Origin of the sequence: Mangrovimonas sp. DI 80 (genome assembly GCF_001975575.1) — a bacterium.
GTDB lineage: Bacteria > Bacteroidota > Bacteroidia > Flavobacteriales > Flavobacteriaceae > Mangrovimonas_A > Mangrovimonas_A xylaniphaga.
This window is the reverse complement of sequence record NZ_MSDT01000002.1, coordinates 574414-597088: the sequence shown is the minus strand read 5'-3', so window position 1 is coordinate 597088 and position 22675 is coordinate 574414. Positions and strand designations below refer to the sequence as shown.

The following is a 22675-nucleotide window of genomic DNA, read 5'->3' as shown; positions in this document are numbered from 1 at the left end:
GTTGTTTTTTTTAAAATCTGAAGTAAACATTTACAAAGTAGGTTGTGCCGCGACCGTACCAATATTTTGGTGAAAATACGGGTGTATCGTTACTGGCGTCCTCTTTTAACTCTTGGTAATTGGCGTTTCTTCCTTGTTCAAAACCACCAGTTTTATAGGTCTTGTTCAAAAGGTTGTTGATACTAGCAAAAAAGCCTATGTAATAATCATTGATTTTCCACGATTTACCTCCAATAAGGTTTACTACCATATAGTCGTCAAATCGTTCTCGTTTCAACAGTTGTTTGGCAATTTCTGGGTCGTAATCATTGAAAGGAAGGCCGTCGCTGTCCAAATAGAAGTTTCGGGTTCTAGTCAATGGGCTAATATCTACATAGGTGTTTGTAAAAAAGTTGGAAGTGGCTCCTACCCACCAATAATCTGGATCTCGATATTCAAATCCTAGGGAATAGGCTTTTTGTGGGCCTCCTGCTATTTTATAATTTTTTAGGTTGGATTGACCAAAATCAATACCGTTTTCATTGGTGAAACTTGAAGATGTTAGGTATAAATTTGGGTTGTTGTCGTAAGTGTATTGCCCTATGGATGCGACTCCCTTAAGCTTGATGGTTGGGGTGACTTGGGCTTCGATGCCAATTTCGGTGCCTAGGTGTTTTTTGTCAATTCCCTGTAGGATTTCCTGAACAAAGGCAGAGGAGTCATTGTCTTCAATTTCAAAACTGCTAATCCCATCGGCATAATAAAATGAGATTTCGTTGGCGTCTTCAATTTTGGTGTAGAAAGCAGTGATGCGAGCCTTAATAATTGGAGATCTAAAAATGTAGCTAGCATCAACAGAAGTTATTTTTTCTTCTTCAATACTTCTTACAACGGCATCGTTTTCACGGGCGTTGGAATAGGTGTTTCTCAATGAAGGCGCTTTGGTAATGTAACCAGCGTTAACATCCAATAAATGCTTTCCTGTAATTTTATAGGTGAATCCACCTTTGGCTCCAAAGCCATTAAAGGTGAGCTTTTCGCCTTTCCCGAGCGAGTTGTCCTGATAGCGTTCATGCTGCCAAAGGCCTTCACGTTGGTATGTGGTGGTGCTTAAACTTCCCGAAAGGTAGAAATCTATTTTATTGTATTTGAACAGTGCCTGGGTATATCCCGAAACCACAGAGGCCAAAAGGTTGTAGTTGTAGCGAATTTTTCCGCCTTCGCCCACAATTCTATCAGGGTTTTGAAGGTCATACTGAAAATTGTCAAAACTGTCCAAGTTTAAATATCCGGATCCTCCCAAGAGATCCATAATTTCTGCAAAGTTTTCCGAATTTAAATTTTTGTAGTCGATGCGGGCATTCAGTAGAATGTTCTCTGAAATCTCGGAAGAGAAAATGGAGTTCACCGTAAGTTGCTGGTCGTCGCTTCGGTCCTCATACAGCACATAAGCGTTTGGGGTGCCTATGATATTGTTGGTAAGGTTGGCGTCATAAATCCGGTTCCAATCTATTTGGCCGTTATTCAAGAAATTTTGTTCCAATTGGTAGGCGGTGTCGTAGTCTGGTCCGTCAGGATCTGCCAAGGCATAGCTTGGCAATAACTGATAATAGGTGGGACTTGGATTGGCGCCACCCGAATAATCCAATCTACTATTTCCTAACTTTCCAAATTGGTAAGCAATGTTGGTATTCAATTTGGTTTTGTCGCTAATGTCCCAATAATGATTCAACATAAGGATGGGCTCTACCACTTCCTTGATCCGCGAGTTGCGTTTTTCTCCATCGTGATAGCCCCAATACTCGTTGTATCTGATGTCTTTTAAATCGTAAACCTCCTGTGTGTTTGGTGATGATTTGCCTCTTCTGTTTGGGGCATAAATGGAAGTGAAATTAAGACTGTGCTTGTCGTTGATTTTCTTTTCAACAGACGCGAATATGGAATTGGCATCGTAAAATGTGGCATCCTGATAGCCTTCATTTCCCCAGCGTCTGCCCACAGATATGGCATAGGCCCAATCGCCTTTTACCAATCCTGAGGCGTATGTACCCATCACACGATGGGTGTAACTTCTGTTGGAAGAGGAATAGGTCACACGGCCACCTCTTCTATAGCTCGAGGCTCTTGTATTAATATTGTTAGTTCCTAAAATGCCACCAAATGTATAGTTGGAAGGCGCTAGGCCTGTTGTGAGTTCTTGGTTGCGGACCACGTCATTTAGTCCGCCCCAATTACTCCATTGCGGCCTGCCGTTGAAGAGTTTGTTCATTTCGATCCCGTTAATCAGTACCGAGCCATTCTCCGAATCCAAACCTCTTACCTTAAAAAAAGAGGAACTGAACTCAAAAGCAGCTGTACGTTGAAATACATCCTGTGAAGACTGTAGCAGGCCAGAAATATTGTCGGAAGCACTGGTGTCATCATTTAATTCGTCATCTGAAAGTGTGATAGTAAATAGATCGGCAGAATCTGAGACATCAATCGCCATAGTCATATCAGAGATGTCTACTGTTTTTCCGGTTTTGATAACAATGGGGTAGCGTTTGGTAATATACCCTGTCTTTTCAATTTTAAGGACTTGTTCTCCCAAAGGAAGGTTTTCGGAGAATTCAAAGGTTCCAAGGGCATCGGTTAGTGTAGTTTGTAGGCTGGATTCAATGGTAACGGTAACACCGGGGATGGGCTCAAATGTGGCTACGTCTTTTACGCTTCCTTTAACGAGGGTTTGTTGGGCAATCAATAAAATAGGAGAACAAATGGTAACAATGAGGGCAAGTAGTTTTCTTTTCATACTTATGGTTAGTGTTAAAATGCTCTTGTTTGTTAAGTAACAGTTATTTAAAGCTAACTAAAATACATTATTTATAAGAAATAAATAAATTTGAATTTGAAACTGTTAGATATTAATCAAAATATAACGTTCACTAAATGAAAAGTTTAAATTACTGGTTGTTTTTGCTGTTTTTAAGTGCATCATTGGTCATAACTGCCCAGGAAAAGAAGAAATTTAAAATCCACACGGTTGCCTTTTACAATCTGGAAAATCTCTTCGATACTATCAATGACCCGGTAAAGTTTGATGAGGCCAGCCCAATTTTGGAAATGAAAACTGATATCAAGGAGGTATATATGAAAAAGGTTCATAATATGGCCAGAGTGATTTCTGAAATCGGGACAGATATTTCCAATAATTCTCCTGTGATAATTGGCGTTTCCGAAGTGGAGAACCGTCAAGTTTTGGAGGATTTGGTAAACGATTCCTTGCTTATAGGTAAGGACTACGGAATTGTACATTTTGATTCGCCCGATGCACGGGGTATTGATGTGGCACTACTTTATCAAAAGGATGTATTTAGGCCGCTTCATGATGCTTCCTATGAATTGAAAATTTATGATGATGAGAGTCAGAAGCGGATTTACACCCGAGACCAATTGCTGGTGTCTGGCGAATTGGAGGGGGAACTGATACATATTATCGTAAACCATTGGCCTTCCAGACGTGGAGGGGAGGCCAAAAGTAGGCCGAAACGAGTTGCCGCAGCCAAATTGAATAAGCATATGATTGATTCTTTACAGTCTATAGATCCCTATGCCAAGATCATTACGATGGGCGATTTGAATGACGATCCTACCAATGCCAGTGTGAAAAAGGTGCTGAATGCCAAAGCCAATCGTGAGGATGTGCAGTTGAAAGGTATTTATAATCCGTATGAAGACCTGTTCAAAAAGGAGGGATTGGGAACCACTGCCTACCGTGATGCCTGGAGTTTGTTCGATCAAATATTGATGACCAAACCTTTAATTGAAAAGGATTATTCGTCGTTTAGGTTTTACAAAGCGGGAATTTTCAATAAAAACTATTTGACCAATAAGTATGGTCGGTATAAAGGTTATCCATTGCGGAGTTTTGCGGATGGAGGTTTTACCGATGGATTTAGCGATCACTTTCCTGTATATATCTATTTGATCAAAGAAGTAGCTGAATAAAAAAAAGGCGCCAATGAAAATTGACGCCTTTTTAATTTTTATAACCAGTTGCTCCAAGGGATTCTGGAGAGAATTAATATCAATCCTAAAGAATAAAAAATGGCTAAAGACTTGAATTTTGGTTTCGATGTCAATTTCTTTTTGTGTTTCGAGTAACCAATGGTGATAAAGGTTACCGCCAAAATGGCTACAAATGGATGTTCAACGGCCATAAGTCTGGATAGGCTGTTTAAGCCTCCCATGCCATTCATTTTTATGGTTTGCAATCCGTTGGGAGATACAAAGTATAAAATAAGCCCCAATAATAATTGAATATGGGTCACAATAAGCGTGAATAACGAGATTCTGAAATCTTTAGCAGAGAATTCTTTGTCGCTGAAAAATTTCATCAACGCATTAAAGGTTGCTAAAATTAAAATAATGAGAACCAGATAGGCCCAATATGAATGCAGAAATTTGATTGTACTGTACATTGTATGTATTTAAATAATTGGTTCAACAAATGTAAGCAATTTATAAATGGGAGGAGATTATGGTTTAATTTGAAATTGTGATTTTTCTTTGGGTTTGATTGTCAAATTTGTCCATGACACCAAATTTCGATGGACATAATGACCGTTTTGATTTGGTAGGAATTGAGTCTTTTTCGTCGTCTGAAGTTTATGTGTTTGATCGTTTCGGGAAATTGTTGGTGAGTTCCAAAAATACCTCTTTTGCTTGGGATGGCACCTATAACGATGCCCTAATGCCTACAAGCGATTATTGGTATTTAATCAAGATTGAAGGACAGGTTTTTCAAGGACATTTTACCTTGAAGCGATAATCAACATGTTTTAGAACTCGTATTCACGCTCTACCTTGCAGATTTTTACATTGAACCAGCTGTACCAATGGGTTCTCCCTTTGCGCTGAGCTACCAAATGTTCACTGTGTTGTTTCCATTGTTGGATGCTTTCTAAACTTTCCCAATAGCTAACGGTGATGCCTATGTCATTTCTGGAGCTGTCCATTCCCAAAAAGCCTGGTTGCTCTTTGGCCAGTTGTTCCATTTGTTGGCCCATTTCGGCATAGCCTTCAAGTGTGTTACTATGTTTGGAGGTGAAAATGACGGCGTAATAGGGCTGAAACTTTGTATTCATTTGATTTTGTATTAAGGGTGGGCAATGGGCAATTTACGTTTTCCCCAAGTTAATACCTGTACACCTTTGGAGTAGTGGCTTCGATTTGGAGGCGTCTTTAAAAACATATCGAATTTAGGGTAGTGGACCTCCAATTTTTTGACATTGAGAGTTTGAATGGGCCATTCCAAATGATGGACATCATAGGCGATTAGGTTGTCTCGATAATCCTGAAAAACGGCATAACGCTCCGTTAGCCAAATATCCGTCTCGTCTTTATAATTTAAATACTCGCCAAGCCGATATTCCACATCAAGGTTATTATTTTGTTTGGTGTTTTGTGAATGATAGCTATAATCGTTGCGCTTGATATTGGCATGTTGATAAGGGAACTTCGAAATCATTTTCAAGATACTGCAAGAGGACCTTTTGCTGCCTTCCATACTCAAAAAATAAACGCTTGGTTTTCCATGTCTTTTGACATAAGTACGAAGGTTGATTTCATGAAAATCGGAAATATGGGGTAATTTTGGAACACTCCTAACCCCAATATTGTTCATATCGAACGCTACCAAACTAAGCCATGCTTTTCCATTTATGGTATCTAATTCCAATCCTTGAGGGAGTAGTGGCTCCAATTCCTTAGGTTCGATTTCCCAATGAAAAAAAAGGGCCTTGTTCCATTCTTGATAGAATTTCCAAGGCCTTTTTGGTATGTTAAACGAGCGGTGTTTAGTGTGTTGTAATAGCTCTGTAGCTTTCATTTTAGTGTATTTTCAGAGGGATGTTGGTTCGAAATAGGCTTCCTTAAAAATACGGATTTATTTTGTTTTAACTTTTACATATTTATGGGATTTTAATTGATTTTGAGTGTCTTGTGTTCGGTTATCGTTAAGTGTTGGATTTGTAGTGAAAAAGCAAGAATCTTGATTGGCTGAGTTAGTTGTGTTTTATAAAAGCGACTTATTATTAGTATATTCGCAAAAAAGCAAACAAATAATTCAAAAATTTTAAATTATGCAGGCAGTTGCAATAGATTTCGGGATAGAAAAAGCCCTAGAGGAATTAGGGATAAAAGATATAAATGAAGGGACTTCCACAGGAACTCAAAGTTTTTCAAACGGTGATATTATTGGAAGTTTTTCCCCAGTAGATGGACAACTTATTGCCAAGGTAAAATCTACCACAAAGGACGATTATGAAAGGGTTATGGAGTCGGCAACTTCTGCTTTCAAAATTTGGCGCAGCACGCCGGCGCCTCAAAGAGGGGAGATTGTAAGGCAGTTTGGAGATAAATTGAGAGAGAAAAAGGAAGCGCTAGGAAAATTGGTGTCTTACGAGATGGGGAAATCGTATCAAGAAGGCTTGGGAGAAGTTCAGGAAATGATAGACATCTGCGATTTTGCTGTTGGTTTGTCGCGTCAATTGCATGGTTTGACTATGCATTCGGAACGTCCAGGACACAGAATGTACGAACAGTATCATCCTTTGGGAGTTGTTGGTGTTATTTCGGCCTTTAATTTTCCGGTAGCAGTTTGGTCATGGAACACTGCATTAGCTTGGGTATGTGGTGATGTGTGTGTGTGGAAGCCAAGTGAAAAGGCGCCGCTTTGTGGGGTGGCTTGCCAAAATTTGGCAGCTGAAGTTTTTGCCGCCAACAATTTGCCTGAAGGAATTTCCTGTTTGATAAATGGCGATTATCGCGTAGGGGAGTTTATGACTAAGGATACTCGTGTGCCTTTAATATCGGCCACAGGTTCTACCCGAATGGGAAAAATTGTAGCGCAGGAAGTGGCTGCTCGTTTAGGAAAATCTTTATTGGAACTGGGAGGAAACAATGCGATTATTGTAACGCCAGATGCAGATATTAAAATGACGGTGATTGGCGCTGTGTTCGGGGCTGTGGGAACTTGTGGACAACGCTGCACATCTACTCGTCGATTGATTATTCACGATAGTATTTATGATAAAGTGAAGCAGGCTATAGTGGATGCTTACAAGCAATTGCGAATAGGAAATCCATTAGATCAACACAATCATGTTGGGCCGTTAATTGATAAGGATGCTGTGGCCATGTATGAAGCAGCTTTGGACAAAGTGGTTGCTGAAGGTGGTAATATTTTGGTTGAAGGCGGTGTTCTTTCTGGCGAGGGTTATGAAAGTGGATGCTATGTAAAACCTGCGATTGCCGAAGCACAGCCAGAATTTGAAATTGTGCAGCATGAGACTTTTGCGCCTGTACTGTACTTGTTGAAATATTCTGGAGATGTTGAAAATGCTATTGAGATTCAAAATGGTGTTGCCCAAGGGTTGAGCTCTGCAATTATGACCAATAATTTGCGTGAAGCAGAACGCTTTTTGTCGGTTGCAGGGTCTGATTGTGGGATTGCCAATGTAAATATTGGAACTTCAGGTGCCGAAATTGGAGGTGCTTTTGGAGGTGAAAAGGAAACCGGTGGGGGACGAGAGTCTGGAAGTGATGCTTGGAAAGTGTATATGCGTAGACAAACCAATACCATTAACTATACTACTGAGCTGCCATTGGCGCAAGGGATTAAATTCGACTTGTAGAAGACGAACCATACTTAGAAAAGCTCCAATTAAAAATGGGGCTTTTTTTTGTTTAAAGCCGATTAGATTTACTTGTAAATAATTTCATCTGTTACCTTATTTTAAGTCAGAAAAATTTTCCTTGTTCATTTATGTTAAAAGTTGCTCAAAATTTAGTAATTTCAAGGTTAATTAATTAATCCTTAGCTAGATGAGTAAATTAACGTACCAACTCGGTATTCTGATTACAATCCTTCTTGGCGCATTTTTGAACTATTATTACTGTTGTGATAAGGTGGAGGAAATTGTGGTGGAAGAGATTGTTTCAGAACCAGTAATTGAACCAACCAAAAATCCATTTTTGGTTCAAGATGCCAATGGCAATTTGGATGTAAAGGTTAATGACAATTTTAACTTTAAGACATCGGAAATGACCATTTTAGAGCCACTTTCCGGAAAAGTTACAGACGGGGTGATGCAATTGTCGGCCTATTTGGCTGAAAATCCAGACAAGTCTGTTAGTATTACAGGGTATTACAATAGTGATGAAGTCAACCACACGGCCTACCCCAACTTAGGGTTAGCAAGGGCAGGAGCTGTCAAGAACTATTTTGTGTCCAAAGGAATTTCTTCACGAGTTATTGATACGCATGGCAAAATGTATGATGCCATGGTTCCTGATGCAGACAACATTTATTACGGTCCTGTGGAGTTTGCTGTGGCAACTACTGGGGATCATGGTGATTTGGATGCTTTGGCAGACGAGATCAACAGTAACCCTTTGGTGCTGTACTTTGGAATTGATGAGTTCGTCATTAAGCTAACCGAGGAACAGCGTGAAAAGTTTGCTAAAATCTCAAGATACCTTGACAAGGTGGATGGTGCCACTTGTACCATTGTTGGGCATACTGATACCACAGGTCCAGAAGATCACAACATAGTATTGGGTAAAGAACGTGCCGATTTTGCCAAAACTTATTTGGTAACACATCACATTCCAGAGGCTAAAGTCATGACTGAATCCAAGGGGTCTTCAGAACCTATTGCAGACAATAGTACTACCGAAGGGCGTGCTGCTAACCGAAGAACCATTGTAACTGTTAACAAACCATAAACCAAAAAGATAAATTATGAATATGTGTAGTTTAATTCCAATCATAGTCGGGGCCATTTGTGCCCTGTTAGGGTATCTGTTAGGCAAAATGCTAGGAAAAGGACCTGACAACACCGCTGAAATTCAAGCGTTGAAAAACAAGATTGCCGAGTTAGAGGGCAACCTGAAATCCTGTAAAGATAAACTAGGGGCCATCCAAATGCAGGATAGTCGTATGGCAGCTGCCATGGCGCATGCTGCTATGCCTTTTAATGCTGCGGAAGCCAAGGCAATCTTTGGCAAAGTTGTCAAAGAAAATGACTTGACTATTGTAGAAGGTATTGGTCCTAAAATTCAAGAGTTGTTTCATAAGCATGGCGTGCATACTTGGAAAGCACTATCGGAATGTAGTGTGCCAAAATGTCAAGAAGTATTGGATGATGGTGGTGAAGCCTATAAAATCCATAATCCAAAAACTTGGCCAAAACAGGCTTTATTGGCCTATGAAGGCAAATGGAAGGAACTTTTTGATTGGCAACAAGAACTTGATGGAGGCCTTTAAATAAATTAGAGTGGTGGGGCTGTATGATAAAAGCCGTTTCGATTTTCGAAGCGGCTTTTTTATTTTAAGAAAGTATTTGTTTAAAAAACAAAACCCTATTTCAATGCCGAACTTTTATCGGGAGAAATAGGGTATGTATTTAATTGATTAATAGCTAGGCTAAATTCGTGAAAAAGAAGTTGATGAATTGACGGAAATCTATAATTGGTATCAAAAAATGTATAATCGGTAAAGGTCTAAAAGACCATTTAACTGTACTTCACTTTTCTTAAAATCCGCATGGCATCTTTGTAGGAATCATAGATGCTTTCGCTGTATTGTCTTAAGTAAGGTTTGGCCTCGTTCAATTTGTCAATGGCATTGTGAAACAAGTTGAGATAGCAGATTAAATAGGTTTCAGGAAGGTTTCTTAGGTCGGCAAGTTCATTGGGTGTTAAAGTGAGTCCTTTTTTGAGTTTGGTCAATAAAGTGTTGTTGGTATTGTAGATGTGGTGCAAAACCTTTTTATCGAATTGGGGTGGCTGAAACAATAATTTGGCGTCTATATTGTAATTGGCGTTGTCCTCAAAACTGATAAGCGTTTCTTCCAAAGGGTAGTATCTGTAGGAGTTTTGAAGCCCTAACTTAACGTATTCAATGATTTTGAAACTGCTGTCGTCATAACTGATGGAAACCTCGTCTAGATTGGAAAAAAAAATCCGAACCTGCTCATTCACCAATTCAATATCTACTCTGGAAAAGAATATTTCCTCTTTAACCGTCTTTTTCTTTCCAGACCAGCATAATACGAAGTATTCCTTAAAAACCTTGTACTGCGGGTTGTAATCCTTGCGTTTGTTCATGAAGTCGAACACCCCATCCAAAGTATATTCAATATTGTTTTGGGAATGGTGCTCGATGGCCTCCACAATTTTAGAGTTGACATCTTTGATCTCAACATCGAAAACTTTGGGCATGCTCATGCTGCCTTCTCTAAAAAACACGGAGCCTCCGTAGTATTTCCAAATGTTTTTCCGTAGGGAAGTAATTTTTCCAATAGGCCTAATGGTTACCAAACCCACCACTTTGTTGTCTGGCAAATGAGGAAAAGGAATATTCTCATATTGCACGATGGGTGGGTTGGTTAAATAGGCGTTGATCAGGTTTTGAATCTTACTGTCATCAAAGAAATCCACTCCCCAGATTTTATTGTCTTCATCATCAACACCAATAACGATATACGAGTTGTTTTTGGGGTTGCTATTGGAAAGCGCGCAGATGTGCTTTAAAAATTTGGCCTTTCCTTCCTTTTGGCTAATATCGATTTTACGCTTTTTATCATAAAAACTGTTCTCGTCGTTATGTGCGAGAAGGTTTTTAATGAGTAGGCGCTTATTAATCATATAGCTGTTTCTTAAAGGTTATAGCTCTTTTTTAACGATGGTTGAGGAGGCTTGTGCAGTTGGAAACACCAATAAGTCTGCAACGTTGACGTGTGAAGGGCGTGATACTACAAAATAAATGATGTCGGCAATGTCTTCGGCCTGAAGCGCTTCAAATCCTTTGTAAACGGTATCCGCTACAGGGTCTCCTTTAAAACGCACTTGAGAGAATTCGGTTTCTACCATTCCTGGGTTCACGGCACTTACCTTAATGCCAAATTGGTTAAGGTCAATGCGCATTCCTTCCGTTATGGCCAATACGGCATGTTTGCTTCCGCAGTAAACATTTCCTTTGGGGTATACTTCTTTTCCCGCAGAAGAGCCAATGTTGATAATATGACCAGATTTGCGTTCTGTCATTCCAGGAATTACCGCTTTGCTCACATACAACAGTCCTTTCACGTTAATGTCCATCATAGCGTCCCAATCGTCTAAAGAGCCAGTTTGTATAGGGTCCAGTCCATGGGCGTTGCCTGCATTATTGATTAAAATATCGATATTTTTGAAATCTTCGGGCAAGGAAGCAATGGCATTTAAAGTGGCTTCTTTATCTCTTACGTCAAAGTTTAAAGTAATCACGTTGGTCTCTTTCTTAAGGGCTTCTTCAATAGTGTCCAAACGTTCTTGTCGTCTGCCGCATAATACCAATTGAATGCCGTTTTTGGCAAAAATATGGGCGGTGGCGCGTCCAATTCCGCTGGTTGCTCCGGTGATTAAAGCAGTTTTTTTCATTGATTTTATATTAACTAGGTAATTTTAGCGTTTATGATTTTAGATTATTGCAAAAATGCCTTTCCTAAATTGAGAAATGGCATAAATTTGCAAACTTTTTTGGCGGTACAGGCCTTTAAAAACAAACTAAAGTTACAGAAATGTGAAGGAATAAAGTAAGCTGAAGAAAGCTTATTTGTGAAGTTATGACTGTTTATGTTAAAATATTTCTGTAATCGATTGTTTTTTAGGAATGTATGGTCGGAATTTTGAGTTGAATAATCTAAAAGAAGGATATGCTGCGTATATATAGACAAAACCCCAAATTATTTATGAAGATTTTAAAAACATCCTTTTTATTATTTAGTGCTGTCATATTTTTTACCCTTTCAAATTGTAGTAGCGATTCCTCTACTGGAAATGGCGTGGAAGGCACCTCTTTTATTTCTGTTAAATTATCCGATGAACCTGGCGATTTTGATAACGTCTTTATAGATGTTCAAGATGTTATGGTGAAGGTGAACGATAACAGCGATGGCGAAAGCGGTTGGCAGAGTTTAGGTCCTATCAATGCTGGTGTTTACGACCTTTTGGAACTTACCGGAGGTATCAGTGTATTGTTGGTAGACAATTTTGAAGTGCCTTCTGGCATGTTGAATCAAATTAGATTGGTGTTGGGCGACGATAACACTGTGGTTATTGACGGAGTGACACATGACTTACAAACCCCAAGTGCACAACAATCTGGTTTGAAGATTAAGGTGGATGAAACCTTGGATCCCGGATTTACCTACGAATTCTTATTGGACTTTACTGTTGATGAATCTATTGTAATTGCTGGCGATTCAGGGAATATCAATTTAAAGCCAGTTATCTATGCCAGTGCAGAATATGCTTCTGGAATCATTGAAGGGATGGTTTCCCCATCCAATATTCAAGCGGTCGCTTCTGTTGAAGTAGATGGAAATATTATTTCGGCTTATACAGATGAAGAAGGCGTTTTCAATTTAAATGGCGTGCCTCAAGGAACTTATGACGTTACCATTACCCCTGCAGAAGGTTCTGGATATACGTATACAGTGGTTGAAGGTGTTGAAGTTATCAATGGCCAATATACAGATGTAGGTGTTATCAATTTGCCGTTAATGCCTGGAAGTATCGCGGGAACGGTTCTTAACGAAGGACTTTCCGCTACTGCCTCAGTAATGGTGGAAGGTGAAATGGTTTCTGCTTCAACTGATGAACTTGGAACCTTTTTGTTGGAAGGGATTCCAGCTGGAATATATAATGTTTATGTGGCGCCAGAAGAAGGTTCTGGTTTGGAAACTTCAGAATTTATAGAGATAGAAGTAATTTCAGGTGAAACAACCAACTTAGGGGACATTATGTTATAAAATGTTAGGAGCCTAATAAAAAATTGTTAAAGAGCAGCACAATCCGTGCTGCTCTTTGTTTTTTAACCTACAATTAACAGTTTGGCAGGAAAAATTTCAACAATTTGCAAGCCTCAATTAAGGATACTATATTCGAGTTTAAAAATAAATAGAATGGAACAAACAGGTACAATTGATATCGCGACCATCAATGAGAAAATTGAAAAAGAGAGTGCTTTTGTTGATTTGCTTACCCTAGAAATGAATAAAGTAATTGTGGGCCAGAAACATATGGTGGAACGATTACTTATTGGTTTATTGGGGCAGGGACACATTTTATTGGAAGGGGTGCCTGGATTGGCAAAAACGCTTGCCATTAATACGTTGTCCAAAGCTGTTCACGGTAGCTTTAGCAGAATTCAGTTTACTCCAGACCTGTTGCCTGCCGATGTGGTGGGAACCCTTATTTATAACATCAAGGAGAATGATTTCTCCATCAAAAAAGGACCAATTTTTGCCAATTTCGTGTTGGCAGATGAGATCAACAGGGCACCTGCCAAAGTACAGTCGGCTTTGTTGGAGGCCATGCAGGAAAAGCAGGTAACCATTGGTGATGAGACTTTTGTGTTGGACAAGCCGTTCTTGGTAATGGCTACTCAAAACCCTGTGGAACAGGAAGGAACCTATCCGTTACCGGAAGCGCAGGTAGACCGTTTCATGTTGAAAACCGTAATTGATTATCCTAAGTTGGAGGAAGAGCAATTAATTGTTCGTGCCAACCTAAAAGGTGCTTTTGAAAAAGTGAACCCTGTGGTATCTATCGAGCAGATCTTGAGTGCCCAAAAGGCGGTTCGTGAGGTGTATATGGATGAGAAGATTGAGAAATACATCCTCGACATCATTTTTGCGACCCGTTATCCAGAGAAATATAGATTGGCCGATTTGAAACCGTTGATTTCCTTTGGAGCTTCTCCTCGTGGAAGTATCAACCTTGCCACTGCCGCCAAATGTTATGCATTTATCAAACGCCGTGGGTATGTAATTCCTGAAGATGTTCGTGCGGTGGTTTATGATGTATTGCGCCATAGAATTGGAATTACTTACGAAGCCGAAGCAGAAAATATTACTTCCGTAGATATCATCAATAAAATTGTAAACGAAATTGAAGTGCCTTAGTCGGTGCCTTTATGAGATAGATTTTGTTTCGCAGCAAGGCCTTAGCCAAACTGTGACCAATATTTTATTTGCTGATTGCTAAATACTGTAGGCCAATATGGATACTAAAGAGTTATTAAAGAAAGTTCGAAAAATAGAGATTAAGACAAGACGTTTGTCCGATCATATTTTTGGGGGTGAATACCATTCTACCTTCAAAGGACGCGGTATGACTTTTAGTGAAGTACGGCAGTACCAATTTGGGGATGATGTAAGGAATATTGATTGGAATGTAACTGCACGTTACAACGAACCTTATATTAAAGTATTTGAGGAAGAACGTGAACTTACCATGATGTTGATGGTGGATGTTTCGGGTTCTGAGTTGTTTGGTACGGAACAGCAATTCAAAAACGAAGTGGTTACTGAAATTGCTGCAACCTTGGCCTTTTCGGCCACACAGAACAATGACAAGATTGGCTTGATTTTGTTCTCAGATGAAATAGAGCTTTTCATTCCGCCTAAAAAAGGAAGATCGCATGTACTGCGCATCATTCGTGAGCTTATCGAATTTCAACCAAAAAGCAGACAAACCAATGTGGTGGAAGCCTTAAAGTTCTTGACCAACGTCATGAAGAAAAAGGCCATTGTATTCATGCTTTCAGATTTTATTGCAGACGATTATAAACAGACCCTAAAAATAGTATGTGGTAAACACGATGTTACCGGAATTAGGGTGTATGATCAGCGCGAAGAGGAAATCCCAAATATTGGTATGGTGCAAATGCAGGACGAGGAAACGGGTGAACTGATGTTGGTCAACACACAATCCAAAACCGTACGCCGCAACTACTCTAAATTTTATCATGACAAGGTGGATTACTTTAGGGACAGTTTTACAAAATCTGGAGCAGGAACTATTGACTGCCGCGTAGATGAAAGCTATGTGAAAAAATTGTTGGGATATTTTAAAAGACGCGCTTAAAAAAGATAATAACCTATGAAAAACAGCCTCGGAATTATAAAATTGAACCTCAAAAAAGAACTGCAAGTTTTGGGTGTTTTGTTTTTGGTATTCGGTTTTACAAAGGTTTCATATGGTCAAGTAACTTCAACCGTAGATTCTACCAAAATTAAAATTGGGGAACAGATTACCTATAAAATTGCCGTAGAGGCCGATTCTACAGATTTGGTCGTGTTTCCAGAAGGGCAAACCTTTTCGCCTTTGGAAGTCATTCAATCTTATGAAATAGATACGACAAAACAGGATGCCAAATTCAACCTAATCAAGAAATATGGTTTGACCCAGTTTGATTCTGGGAGTTATATCATTCCAAAACAAAAAATTCTTATTGGCGACAAAACCTTTTTCACCGATTCTTTAAGAGTTGAGGTGAATACAGTCGTGGTGGACACCACCAAACAAGGTTTGTACGACATCAAGCCTTTTATGGAAGTGAAAGAACCATCTAGCAATTGGTGGAAAATCCTCTTGGCCATTTTGGGCATATTTGCTTTGGTAGGTGGTTTGCTATATTGGTTTTTATGGCGAAAAAAGCCATTGACCGAAGAAGAAAAAATAGCGTTGTTGCCGCCTTACGATCGCGCAAAAATGGCCTTGAAAAGCTTGGATGAAAGCGATTATTTGCAAAAGTCAGAATTGAAAGAATACTATTCTGAATTGACTTTCATCATTAGAAGGTATCTGGATGAAAAGGTTTATGACCGCGCTTTGGAAAGTACTACGGACGAGCTTATCGAACGTTTGTATTTGCTTAGGGAAGGCAACCAAATTTCCATAAGCAAAGAAGACATCCAAAACCTGGAAAGTATTTTGAAGCGTGCCGATTTGGTGAAATTTGCCAAGTCTGCTCCAGATGTGGCCTTGGCCGAAATGGATAGAAATACGATTGATTTGGAGATTGATCATGTAAAGGAATCCCTTCCAGAGCCTACCGAAGAAGAGAAATTACTGGATCAACAATACAAGGAAGAACAGGAACGCAAAAAGAAACGTAAAAAAGTAATCATTACGGTCGTTATTGCCTTCTTCTTGATGATGGCTACGGTTGTAGGACTTGGAATAAAATATGGATTTGCCTATGTAAAGGATACGGTTGTTGGTCATGAAAGTAAGGAACTTTTAGAAGGTGAATGGGTGAGTAGCGATTATGGCGTGCCGCCAATAAGCATTTCAACTCCTAGAGTATTGAAGCGCGTGGAGCTGCCGCTTCCAAAGGAAGCTCAAGGCTCGGTAAAAGTGACGGCATTTAGTTATGGAACCCTTTTGGATATGTTCAGTGTAATGGTTAGTACAACAGTGCTGCAACAACCACAAGGACAACAAGCTCAGGGAGCCGATCAAAGTGCTCCAAAGATTGACTTGGCCCAAGCCTCAGAAATGGCTATTGCAGGTATGGAACAAAAGGGTGCTAAGGATATTCTGGTGAAAAGAGAACAGTTTATCACGCCCAATGCGGCCGAAGGTTTAAAAACGTACGGAAGTTTGAGCATTCCATTGCTGAATACAGAAACTTTGGTGCCTGCAAAATATACCATATTGCAATTTACATCAGAAAATGTGTTACAGCAGGTGATGGTTACCTGGCCAGATAATGACGTGTATGCTGATGAAATGATAGATCGCATTATCAATTCTGTGGAATTGGTTAAAAAAGAACAAGAAGCCGAACAGGAGAAATAAACAAGAGCTATATGTTGGAAGGTATAGAGTTTTTAAATAAAGAATTTTTTTGGCTGCTGTTGGTGTTGCCCTTGGCATTGTTGTGGTATGTGTTGAAGCACAAAAAGCAAACCGCCGAACTAAAGATTTCCAGTTTAAAAGGTTTTAAACTTACCAATCCTTGGTTGCCGAAATTGAAGCATTTATTATTCGTTTTGCGACTTTTGGCTTTGGGATTGCTTATTACTGCCTTGGCGCGTCCAAGAACGGTGGATGTGTCTACCAAAACCAAAACTACCCGAGGAATTGACATTGTCATGGCCATAGATGTCTCGGCCAGTATGTTGGCAAAAGATTTACAGCCTAACCGTCTGGAGGCCTTAAAGGATGTGGCGGCAGAGTTTATTAAAGGACGCCCCAATGATAGAATTGGTTTGGTAGAGTATGCAGGGGAGAGCTACACCAAAACACCAATTACCAGTGATAAAGCCATTGTATTGCGCTCTTTGGATGATATTAAGTACAACACCATCATTGAAGGTGGTACAGCCATTGGTATGGGATTGGCGACTTCTGTAAACCGATTAAAAGACAGTAAGGCCAAAAGTAAAATCATCATTTTGTTAACCGATGGGGTGAACAATTCTGGATTCATCGATCCTAAAATAGCAAGTGAATTGGCTTTGGAATACGGCATTAAAGTATATACCATTGGTTTGGGAACTAATGGAATGGCACTTTCTCCAATTGCCATTATGCCGAATGGTAAGTTTCAGTACGGTCGTGTACAAGTGGAAATTGATGAGGCTCTGTTGAAAGAAATCGCAGAGGTTACAGGAGGAAAATACTTTAGGGCAACCAACAATAAAAAGTTGGAAGAGATTTATGCGGAAATCAACAAACTCGAAAAAACGGAAATAGAGGAATTCAAATTTTACAATTACGAAGAGAAATTCCGCCCATTGGTATTGTTGGCTAGCATTTTGTTGCTTGTTGAAGTGCTACTGAGGTCTACTGTTTTTAGAAGTTTTGTGTAATAATAATTAAATGGATAACCTGATAAAGGTTATCAACAAGTATAGAATATGTATCAATTAGACGAAAAAATATGGTTCTGGGGATTATTGGTCATTCCAATAATCATCCTACTCTTTTTGATGCTCCAGGTTTGGAAATACAGAGCCCAAAAGAAATTTGCCAATAAGGAACTATTGCAGCGTTTGAGCCCTAACCAATCCTTGTTTAAATCCATCTTGAAAATCGTGGTATTATGTTTGGCCTTTGCCTGTTTGGCTTTGGCCATGGTGAACCCTAAGATTGGTACCAAACTTGAAACGGTAAAACGTGAAGGGGTGGATGTAGTGTTTGCGGTAGATGTGTCCAAAAGTATGTTGGCCGAGGATATTGCGCCTAATCGTTTGGAAAAGGCCAAGCAGTTGGTCACCCAAATCATCAATAATTTGGCCAGTGATCGTGTAGGGATCATTGCCTACGCAGGGAAGGCCTTTCCGCAATTGCCAATTACTACAGACTATGCTTCGGCCAAGATGTTCCTTCAAAATATGAATACAGACATGTTGTCTTCACAGGGAACGGCTATCGATGAAGCCATCGAATTGGCCAAAACCTATTTTGATGATGAAGAACAAACCAATAGGGTGTTGATCATCATTTCAGATGGGGAAGACCACAGCGAAATGTCTTCACGTGTTGCAGAAGAAGCCAATAAACAAGGCATTCGCATTTTTACCATTGGGGTTGGAGATGTTAAAGGAGGCCCTATTCCTATTAAGAAAAATGGGGTAGTGCTCAACTATAAAAAGGATAACAACGGTGAAACGGTAATTACGAAGTTACATGAGGAAACCTTGAAAAGTATTGCTGAAGAAGCGAACGGAGAATATATAAATGGAAGTAATACGGCTACAGTTGTGGAGACCATCCATGAGATTTTGAACAAGATGGATAAAACAGAGTTTGAATCTAAGGAATTTGCCGATTTCAAAGATCAGTTTCAATGGTTTTTGGGCTTTGGGATTTTCTTTTTGTTCATCGATATTTTCTTATTGGAACGCAAGACTGCATGGTTGAAGAAGTTGAATTTATTCAACGAAAACCTGTAGATTCCCTACTATTTATGTAGCTTGTCGGCATAACGGCAATTTTATAAATTTTTTAACGGACATAAAAAACAGGGTTTTATATCTTGGTATGTCAAATGGTTTAAGACAAAGGTTTTGGCCTTTTAGTTTAATAATGAAGTCACAAATGAAACAATTGGTTTTAGTACTCTTAATGGTCACCACCGGATTTTCCTTTGCGCAGGATAAAGACAAGGAAAAAGAGCAATTAAAGGCGACCCAAAAAGCCAATTCATATGTGTATGATGCCAACGAACTGGTAGAGAAGGAGGATTATACAGGTGCTGAAATGGAATACCGAAAAGCCATTTCCGAACAGCCTACTACTGTATCCGGAACCTATAATTTAGGAAATTCCTATTACGAAAAGGGCAATTACGATGAAGCGCTTTACCGTCACCAACAGGCAGCCAAAAATGCTACAGACAGAGCGGAAAAACACAAAGCTTTCCACAACATTGGAAATATCCTGATGAAAAATGAAAAGTGCCAAGAAGCTGTGGAAGCTTTTAAGAATGCCTTACGCAATGATCCTTCAGATGATGAAACAAGGTATAATTTAGCCATGGCCAAAGAGTGTGCAGAGCGCCAACAGGAAAACAATAAGGACAAGAAGGACGAAGACGAGAATAAAGAGGATAACCAGGATCAGGAGAAAGAAGATCAACAAAATCAGGATCAGCAAAACCAAGATCAAAAGGATCAAGGTGATCAAGATGAAAAAGATGGCGATGATCAAGAGGATGACAAAGGAAAGCCTAAGGACGACAAGAAAGACAATCAGGGAGGTGACGAGAAGGACAAGGAGCAGCAAAAGCCGCAGCCACAGCCTGGACAATTGTCGCCACAGCAGATAAAGAATTTATTGGAGGCCATGAACAATCAAGAGCAGAAAGTTCAGGAGAAGATGAACGCTGAAAAACAAAAAGGCACTCCGGTAAAAGCAGAAAAGGACTGGTAGAACAAATTTTCAAGATTTATAGTTGCAGATAGACACATGAAATTGATCAAACATATCACATTATTGTTATTTGTTTTAAGCACCGCAATAACGGCTGCCCAAGTTAAGTTTGAGGCCAAAGTTAGCAAGACCAAACTTGGGATTAACGAGCGTTTACGCATCGATTTTGAAATGGATAAGGATGGGGACAATTTTACGCCTCCAGATTTTGCAGGTTTTGATGTTGTGGGAGGTCCCAATACTTCTGTAAGCAATTCGTGGCTTAATGGAAAGCGATCATTTTCCAAAACCTACAGTTATTTTTTGGCTCCCAAAAAGCGTGGGAAAATTACCATCAATCAGGCTACCATAGAAATTGATGGGCAAATTTATAAAACCCAAACCGTAGCCGTTGAGGTTACGGAAGCTGTAAAGCGGCCTAACGATCCTTACAATGCCGACAATATTGCGGAAGATAATATTCATTTGGTAGCTGAGGTTTCCAAAACCAATCCTTATCTCAACGAAGCCATTTCCGTAGAATACAAACTTTATGTGTCTGCCAATACAGGTGTGAGCAATTGGAGGGAAATTGACAATCCTAAGTTTAGTGATTTCTGGAGTCAGAACATCGATATTAAAGGGCTTAAGGTAGAAAACGGCACTTATAAAGGCGAAGAATACCGTTATGTCGTGTTGCGTAAAACCGTGCTATATCCGCAGAAAACAGGAAAGCTGGATATTGAACCTTTAAGTTTGGATGTGACGGTTGATGTACCTACCAACCGTCGCGATATTTTTGGTGGACGTTTAATGACCAAGGTGCACCGTACAGTGTCAGCTGGGGCTAAAACGATTACTGTAAAACCGTTACCTGAAGAAAATAAACCTTCGGATTTTACAGGAGCTGTGGGGAATTTTGACTTTAAGTTGAAAGCTTCCAAAAACGAATTGAATGCTACGGAATCCTTGCAATTAAAGGCAGAAGTAACTGGAAATGGAAATTTAAAACTGTTCAAGCTTCCTAAATTGACCGTGCCAAGTTCATTGGAGATTTATGAACCAGAATATACCGAGAATGTAAGAACTACGCTTGCAGGGATGCAAGGGAGTATTTCCGATAGTTATACTGTGGTGCCTCAGTTTAAGGGGAAATATCCAATTCCGAAGGTGTCCTTTTCCTATTTCGATTTAAAAACAGAAAGCTATAAGCGCATCACTTCAGATGAAATTATCATTGATGTTTTGGAAGGTCCAAATAACAATGCCACACAAGATAATAGTCTTACTACAGCAGCGGGCAATAAGCAAAAGGTTATTTTAAGTAACGACCAATTTGCCTTTATAAAAACCGATGCCAATTTAAAGCCTATTAAACCAAAATACTTCTTTAAGTCTATATGGTTTTGGAGTTCTTTATTGCTGCCATTGTTGGCTATTCCATTGGCGATGGTGTACAGAAAGGAACGCGATAAACGTGCGGCAGATGTCTTTGGGAATAAAATCCGTAGGGCCGATAAGTTGGCCAAAAAGTACCTTGGAGAAGCCAAGCGCAATTTGGGACAAAAGGAAGCCTTTTATGTAGCTCTTGAAAAGGCCCTTCACAATTATTTAAAAGCGACTTTGCATATTGAAACCAGCGAGTTCAGTAAGGATAAAATTAGAGAACTCCTCACGTCCAAAAATGTAGAAACTACTGTGGTGGATGAGTTTGTTGGAATTTTAAAGAATTGCGAATTGGCGCGATACACCCCAATTACCAATGTAGAAATGCAGCAGGATTATGAGAAATCTGCCAAGACAATTTCATTAATTGATAAGCAAATTAGTTAAGATGAAAAAGTTATTTCTTATCCTTTTCGTACTGAGCTCTACTTTAGTCTTTGCCCAAAACGATTCATTGTTTGAACAGGCCAATAAGCTTTATAATGAGGGTGATTATGCCGAAGCCATTGAGAAATATGAAGCTATTTTGAATAATGGTAAGCATTCTGCCGAGGTGTATTTCAATTTGGGAAATGCCAACTATAAGCTCAACAATATTGCGCCCAGTATTTTCTATTACGAAAAGGCATTGCAATTGGCACCAAACGATAGGGAGATCCAAAACAACATGGCATTTGCCAAAAATATGACCATAGATGCCATTGATGTAATTCCAGAAGTTGGTCTTTCAAAAATAGTAAATGGTGCCACTAGATCATTGGGATTTGATGGTTGGGCCTATGCAGCAGTGGCTGGGTTATTTGTTTTTGTGGTGCTGTATCTTTATTATTATTTCAGTTATTCCACGGTTACCAAACGTGTCACATTTGTATCCAGTTTTGCTTTCTTGGGAATTAGCCTAATAGCTTTAACATTTGCGTTCCACAGGTATGAATTGGAGCGCAGGGACCAACCTGCCATTGTGTTTGCACAAGAAAGCCAAGTGAAAAGTGAACCTAATTTAAGAAGTGAAGAAGCCTTTAGGTTGCATGAAGGTACCAAGGTTCAAGTTTTGGATACACTTAACGATTGGAAAAAAATTAAACTCTCCGACGGAAAAACGGGCTGGATAAGCGGAAATGACATACGCTTGTTGAAGACTTTTTAAATTATTTAACGAATTTCTTAGTAACGAGTGTTATATTTGTTACTTTACGAATTCTAATGTTTCAAAAGGCCATTACAATTTTCTTTTTATCAGTATTTGTTGCATTTATTGCAGCCCCTACTGTTGTGGCCGTTCTCGATAACGATTTTGATATGACAGCCTTTTTCAGTGTCAATGAAGAAGAGGAAAAGTCTGTAGAAAAAATTAAGGATAACGAAATCAAGTTTTTTGAATTTGATAAAAACGAATTGGTATTTGATGTTTCCAAGGAAAAAAGGATAACGGTATTACCTGTAAAACATTACTCCAAGAAGTTTTTTAAAATCATTTCTCCCCCACCAGAACATACAATAGTTTAAACCCAGTTTG

At 39.4% G+C, this 22675-nt stretch carries 21 protein-coding genes; 15 read left to right on the top strand and 6 right to left on the bottom strand.

Annotated features, from left to right (window positions below; all coding sequences use genetic code 11):
* Window positions 1-10: 10 nt before the first annotated feature.
* Window positions 11-2770, bottom strand: coding sequence for a carboxypeptidase regulatory-like domain-containing protein (locus BKM32_RS03230; protein ID WP_076662518.1), 2760 nt, complete (start codon window positions 2768-2770; stop codon window positions 11-13).
* 137 nt (window positions 2771-2907) lie between these two features.
* Between BKM32_RS03230 and BKM32_RS03225 the strand changes: the two genes are divergently transcribed.
* Window positions 2908-3966 (top strand): endonuclease, encoded by a 1059-nt coding sequence (locus tag BKM32_RS03225; RefSeq protein ID WP_076662517.1) that lies wholly within the window; start codon window positions 2908-2910, stop codon window positions 3964-3966.
* A 38-nt stretch (window positions 3967-4004) separates the two neighbouring features.
* On the opposite strand, the gene BKM32_RS03220 is transcribed toward BKM32_RS03225, so the two are convergent.
* Window positions 4005-4439, bottom strand: a complete 435-nt coding sequence (locus tag BKM32_RS03220; protein ID WP_053990034.1) for a hypothetical protein — start codon at window positions 4437-4439, stop codon at window positions 4005-4007.
* 113 nt (window positions 4440-4552) lie between these two features.
* On the opposite strand from BKM32_RS03220, the gene BKM32_RS03215 reads away from it, so the two are divergent.
* Complete coding sequence (locus BKM32_RS03215) at window positions 4553-4789, top strand: T9SS type B sorting domain-containing protein (protein ID WP_076662516.1); 237 nt, start codon at window positions 4553-4555, stop codon at window positions 4787-4789.
* Between the two features lie 10 nt (window positions 4790-4799).
* Here BKM32_RS03215 and BKM32_RS03210 read toward each other — a convergent pair whose 3' ends face one another.
* Window positions 4800-5105, bottom strand: a complete 306-nt coding sequence (locus BKM32_RS03210) for an antibiotic biosynthesis monooxygenase (RefSeq protein ID WP_076662515.1) — start codon at window positions 5103-5105, stop codon at window positions 4800-4802.
* A gap of 11 nt (window positions 5106-5116) precedes the next feature.
* Complete coding sequence (locus BKM32_RS03205; protein ID WP_076662514.1) at window positions 5117-5848, bottom strand: YqjF family protein; 732 nt, start codon at window positions 5846-5848, stop codon at window positions 5117-5119.
* A 253-nt stretch (window positions 5849-6101) separates the two neighbouring features.
* Between BKM32_RS03205 and BKM32_RS03200 the strand changes: the two genes are divergently transcribed.
* From BKM32_RS03200 to BKM32_RS03190, 3 genes are all read left to right on the top strand, one after another.
* Entirely contained in the window at window positions 6102-7655 is a 1554-nt protein-coding gene (locus BKM32_RS03200; RefSeq protein ID WP_076662513.1) for an aldehyde dehydrogenase family protein, read from the top strand.
* A 190-nt stretch (window positions 7656-7845) separates the two neighbouring features.
* Window positions 7846-8748 carry an OmpA family protein gene (locus BKM32_RS03195; protein ID WP_076662512.1) on the top strand — a complete coding sequence of 301 codons (903 nt, stop codon included), beginning with the start codon at window positions 7846-7848 and terminating at the stop codon, window positions 8746-8748.
* Between the two features lie 16 nt (window positions 8749-8764).
* Window positions 8765-9289 carry a hypothetical protein gene (locus BKM32_RS03190; protein ID WP_053976365.1) on the top strand — a complete coding sequence of 175 codons (525 nt, stop codon included), beginning with the start codon at window positions 8765-8767 and terminating at the stop codon, window positions 9287-9289.
* A 248-nt stretch (window positions 9290-9537) separates the two neighbouring features.
* On the opposite strand, the gene BKM32_RS03185 is transcribed toward BKM32_RS03190, so the two are convergent.
* Window positions 9538-10671 carry an ATP-binding protein gene (locus BKM32_RS03185; RefSeq protein ID WP_076662511.1) on the bottom strand — a complete coding sequence of 378 codons (1134 nt, stop codon included), beginning with the start codon at window positions 10669-10671 and terminating at the stop codon, window positions 9538-9540.
* A gap of 18 nt (window positions 10672-10689) precedes the next feature.
* Window positions 10690-11442 carry an SDR family NAD(P)-dependent oxidoreductase gene (locus BKM32_RS03180; protein WP_053976363.1) on the bottom strand — a complete coding sequence of 251 codons (753 nt, stop codon included), beginning with the start codon at window positions 11440-11442 and terminating at the stop codon, window positions 10690-10692.
* 311 nt (window positions 11443-11753) lie between these two features.
* Here BKM32_RS03180 and BKM32_RS03175 point away from each other — a divergent pair, with 311 nt between their 5' ends.
* The 10 genes from BKM32_RS03175 to BKM32_RS03130 all read left to right on the top strand — a co-directional run bounded on the left by BKM32_RS03175 (window position 11754) and on the right by BKM32_RS03130 (window position 22665).
* A complete protein-coding gene (locus tag BKM32_RS03175) occupies window positions 11754-12815 on the top strand; it encodes a DUF4382 domain-containing protein (protein WP_076663035.1) in 1062 nt (353 codons plus the stop codon).
* 153 nt (window positions 12816-12968) lie between these two features.
* Window positions 12969-13970, top strand: coding sequence for a MoxR family ATPase (locus tag BKM32_RS03170; RefSeq protein WP_076662510.1), 1002 nt, complete (start codon window positions 12969-12971; stop codon window positions 13968-13970).
* Between the two features lie 97 nt (window positions 13971-14067).
* Window positions 14068-14934 (top strand): DUF58 domain-containing protein, encoded by an 867-nt coding sequence (locus BKM32_RS03165; RefSeq protein WP_076662509.1) that lies wholly within the window; start codon window positions 14068-14070, stop codon window positions 14932-14934.
* 15 nt (window positions 14935-14949) lie between these two features.
* Entirely contained in the window at window positions 14950-16653 is a 1704-nt protein-coding gene (locus BKM32_RS03160) for a BatD family protein (protein WP_076662508.1), read from the top strand.
* Window positions 16654-16664: 11 nt separating this feature from the next.
* A complete protein-coding gene (locus BKM32_RS03155) occupies window positions 16665-17669 on the top strand; it encodes a VWA domain-containing protein (RefSeq protein ID WP_076662507.1) in 1005 nt (334 codons plus the stop codon).
* A 48-nt stretch (window positions 17670-17717) separates the two neighbouring features.
* A complete protein-coding gene (locus BKM32_RS03150) occupies window positions 17718-18755 on the top strand; it encodes a VWA domain-containing protein (RefSeq protein ID WP_076662506.1) in 1038 nt (345 codons plus the stop codon).
* Between the two features lie 133 nt (window positions 18756-18888).
* Window positions 18889-19734: a tetratricopeptide repeat protein gene (locus tag BKM32_RS03145; protein ID WP_253187390.1), complete on the top strand. Its 846-nt coding sequence runs from the start codon at window positions 18889-18891 to the stop codon at window positions 19732-19734.
* A gap of 36 nt (window positions 19735-19770) precedes the next feature.
* A complete protein-coding gene (locus tag BKM32_RS03140) occupies window positions 19771-21546 on the top strand; it encodes a BatD family protein (protein WP_076662504.1) in 1776 nt (591 codons plus the stop codon).
* A 1-nt stretch (window position 21547) separates the two neighbouring features.
* Entirely contained in the window at window positions 21548-22306 is a 759-nt protein-coding gene (locus tag BKM32_RS03135) for a tetratricopeptide repeat protein (protein WP_076662503.1), read from the top strand.
* Window positions 22307-22362: 56 nt separating this feature from the next.
* Window positions 22363-22665 carry a hypothetical protein gene (locus BKM32_RS03130; protein WP_076662502.1) on the top strand — a complete coding sequence of 101 codons (303 nt, stop codon included), beginning with the start codon at window positions 22363-22365 and terminating at the stop codon, window positions 22663-22665.
* Window positions 22666-22675: the final 10 nt, after the last annotated feature.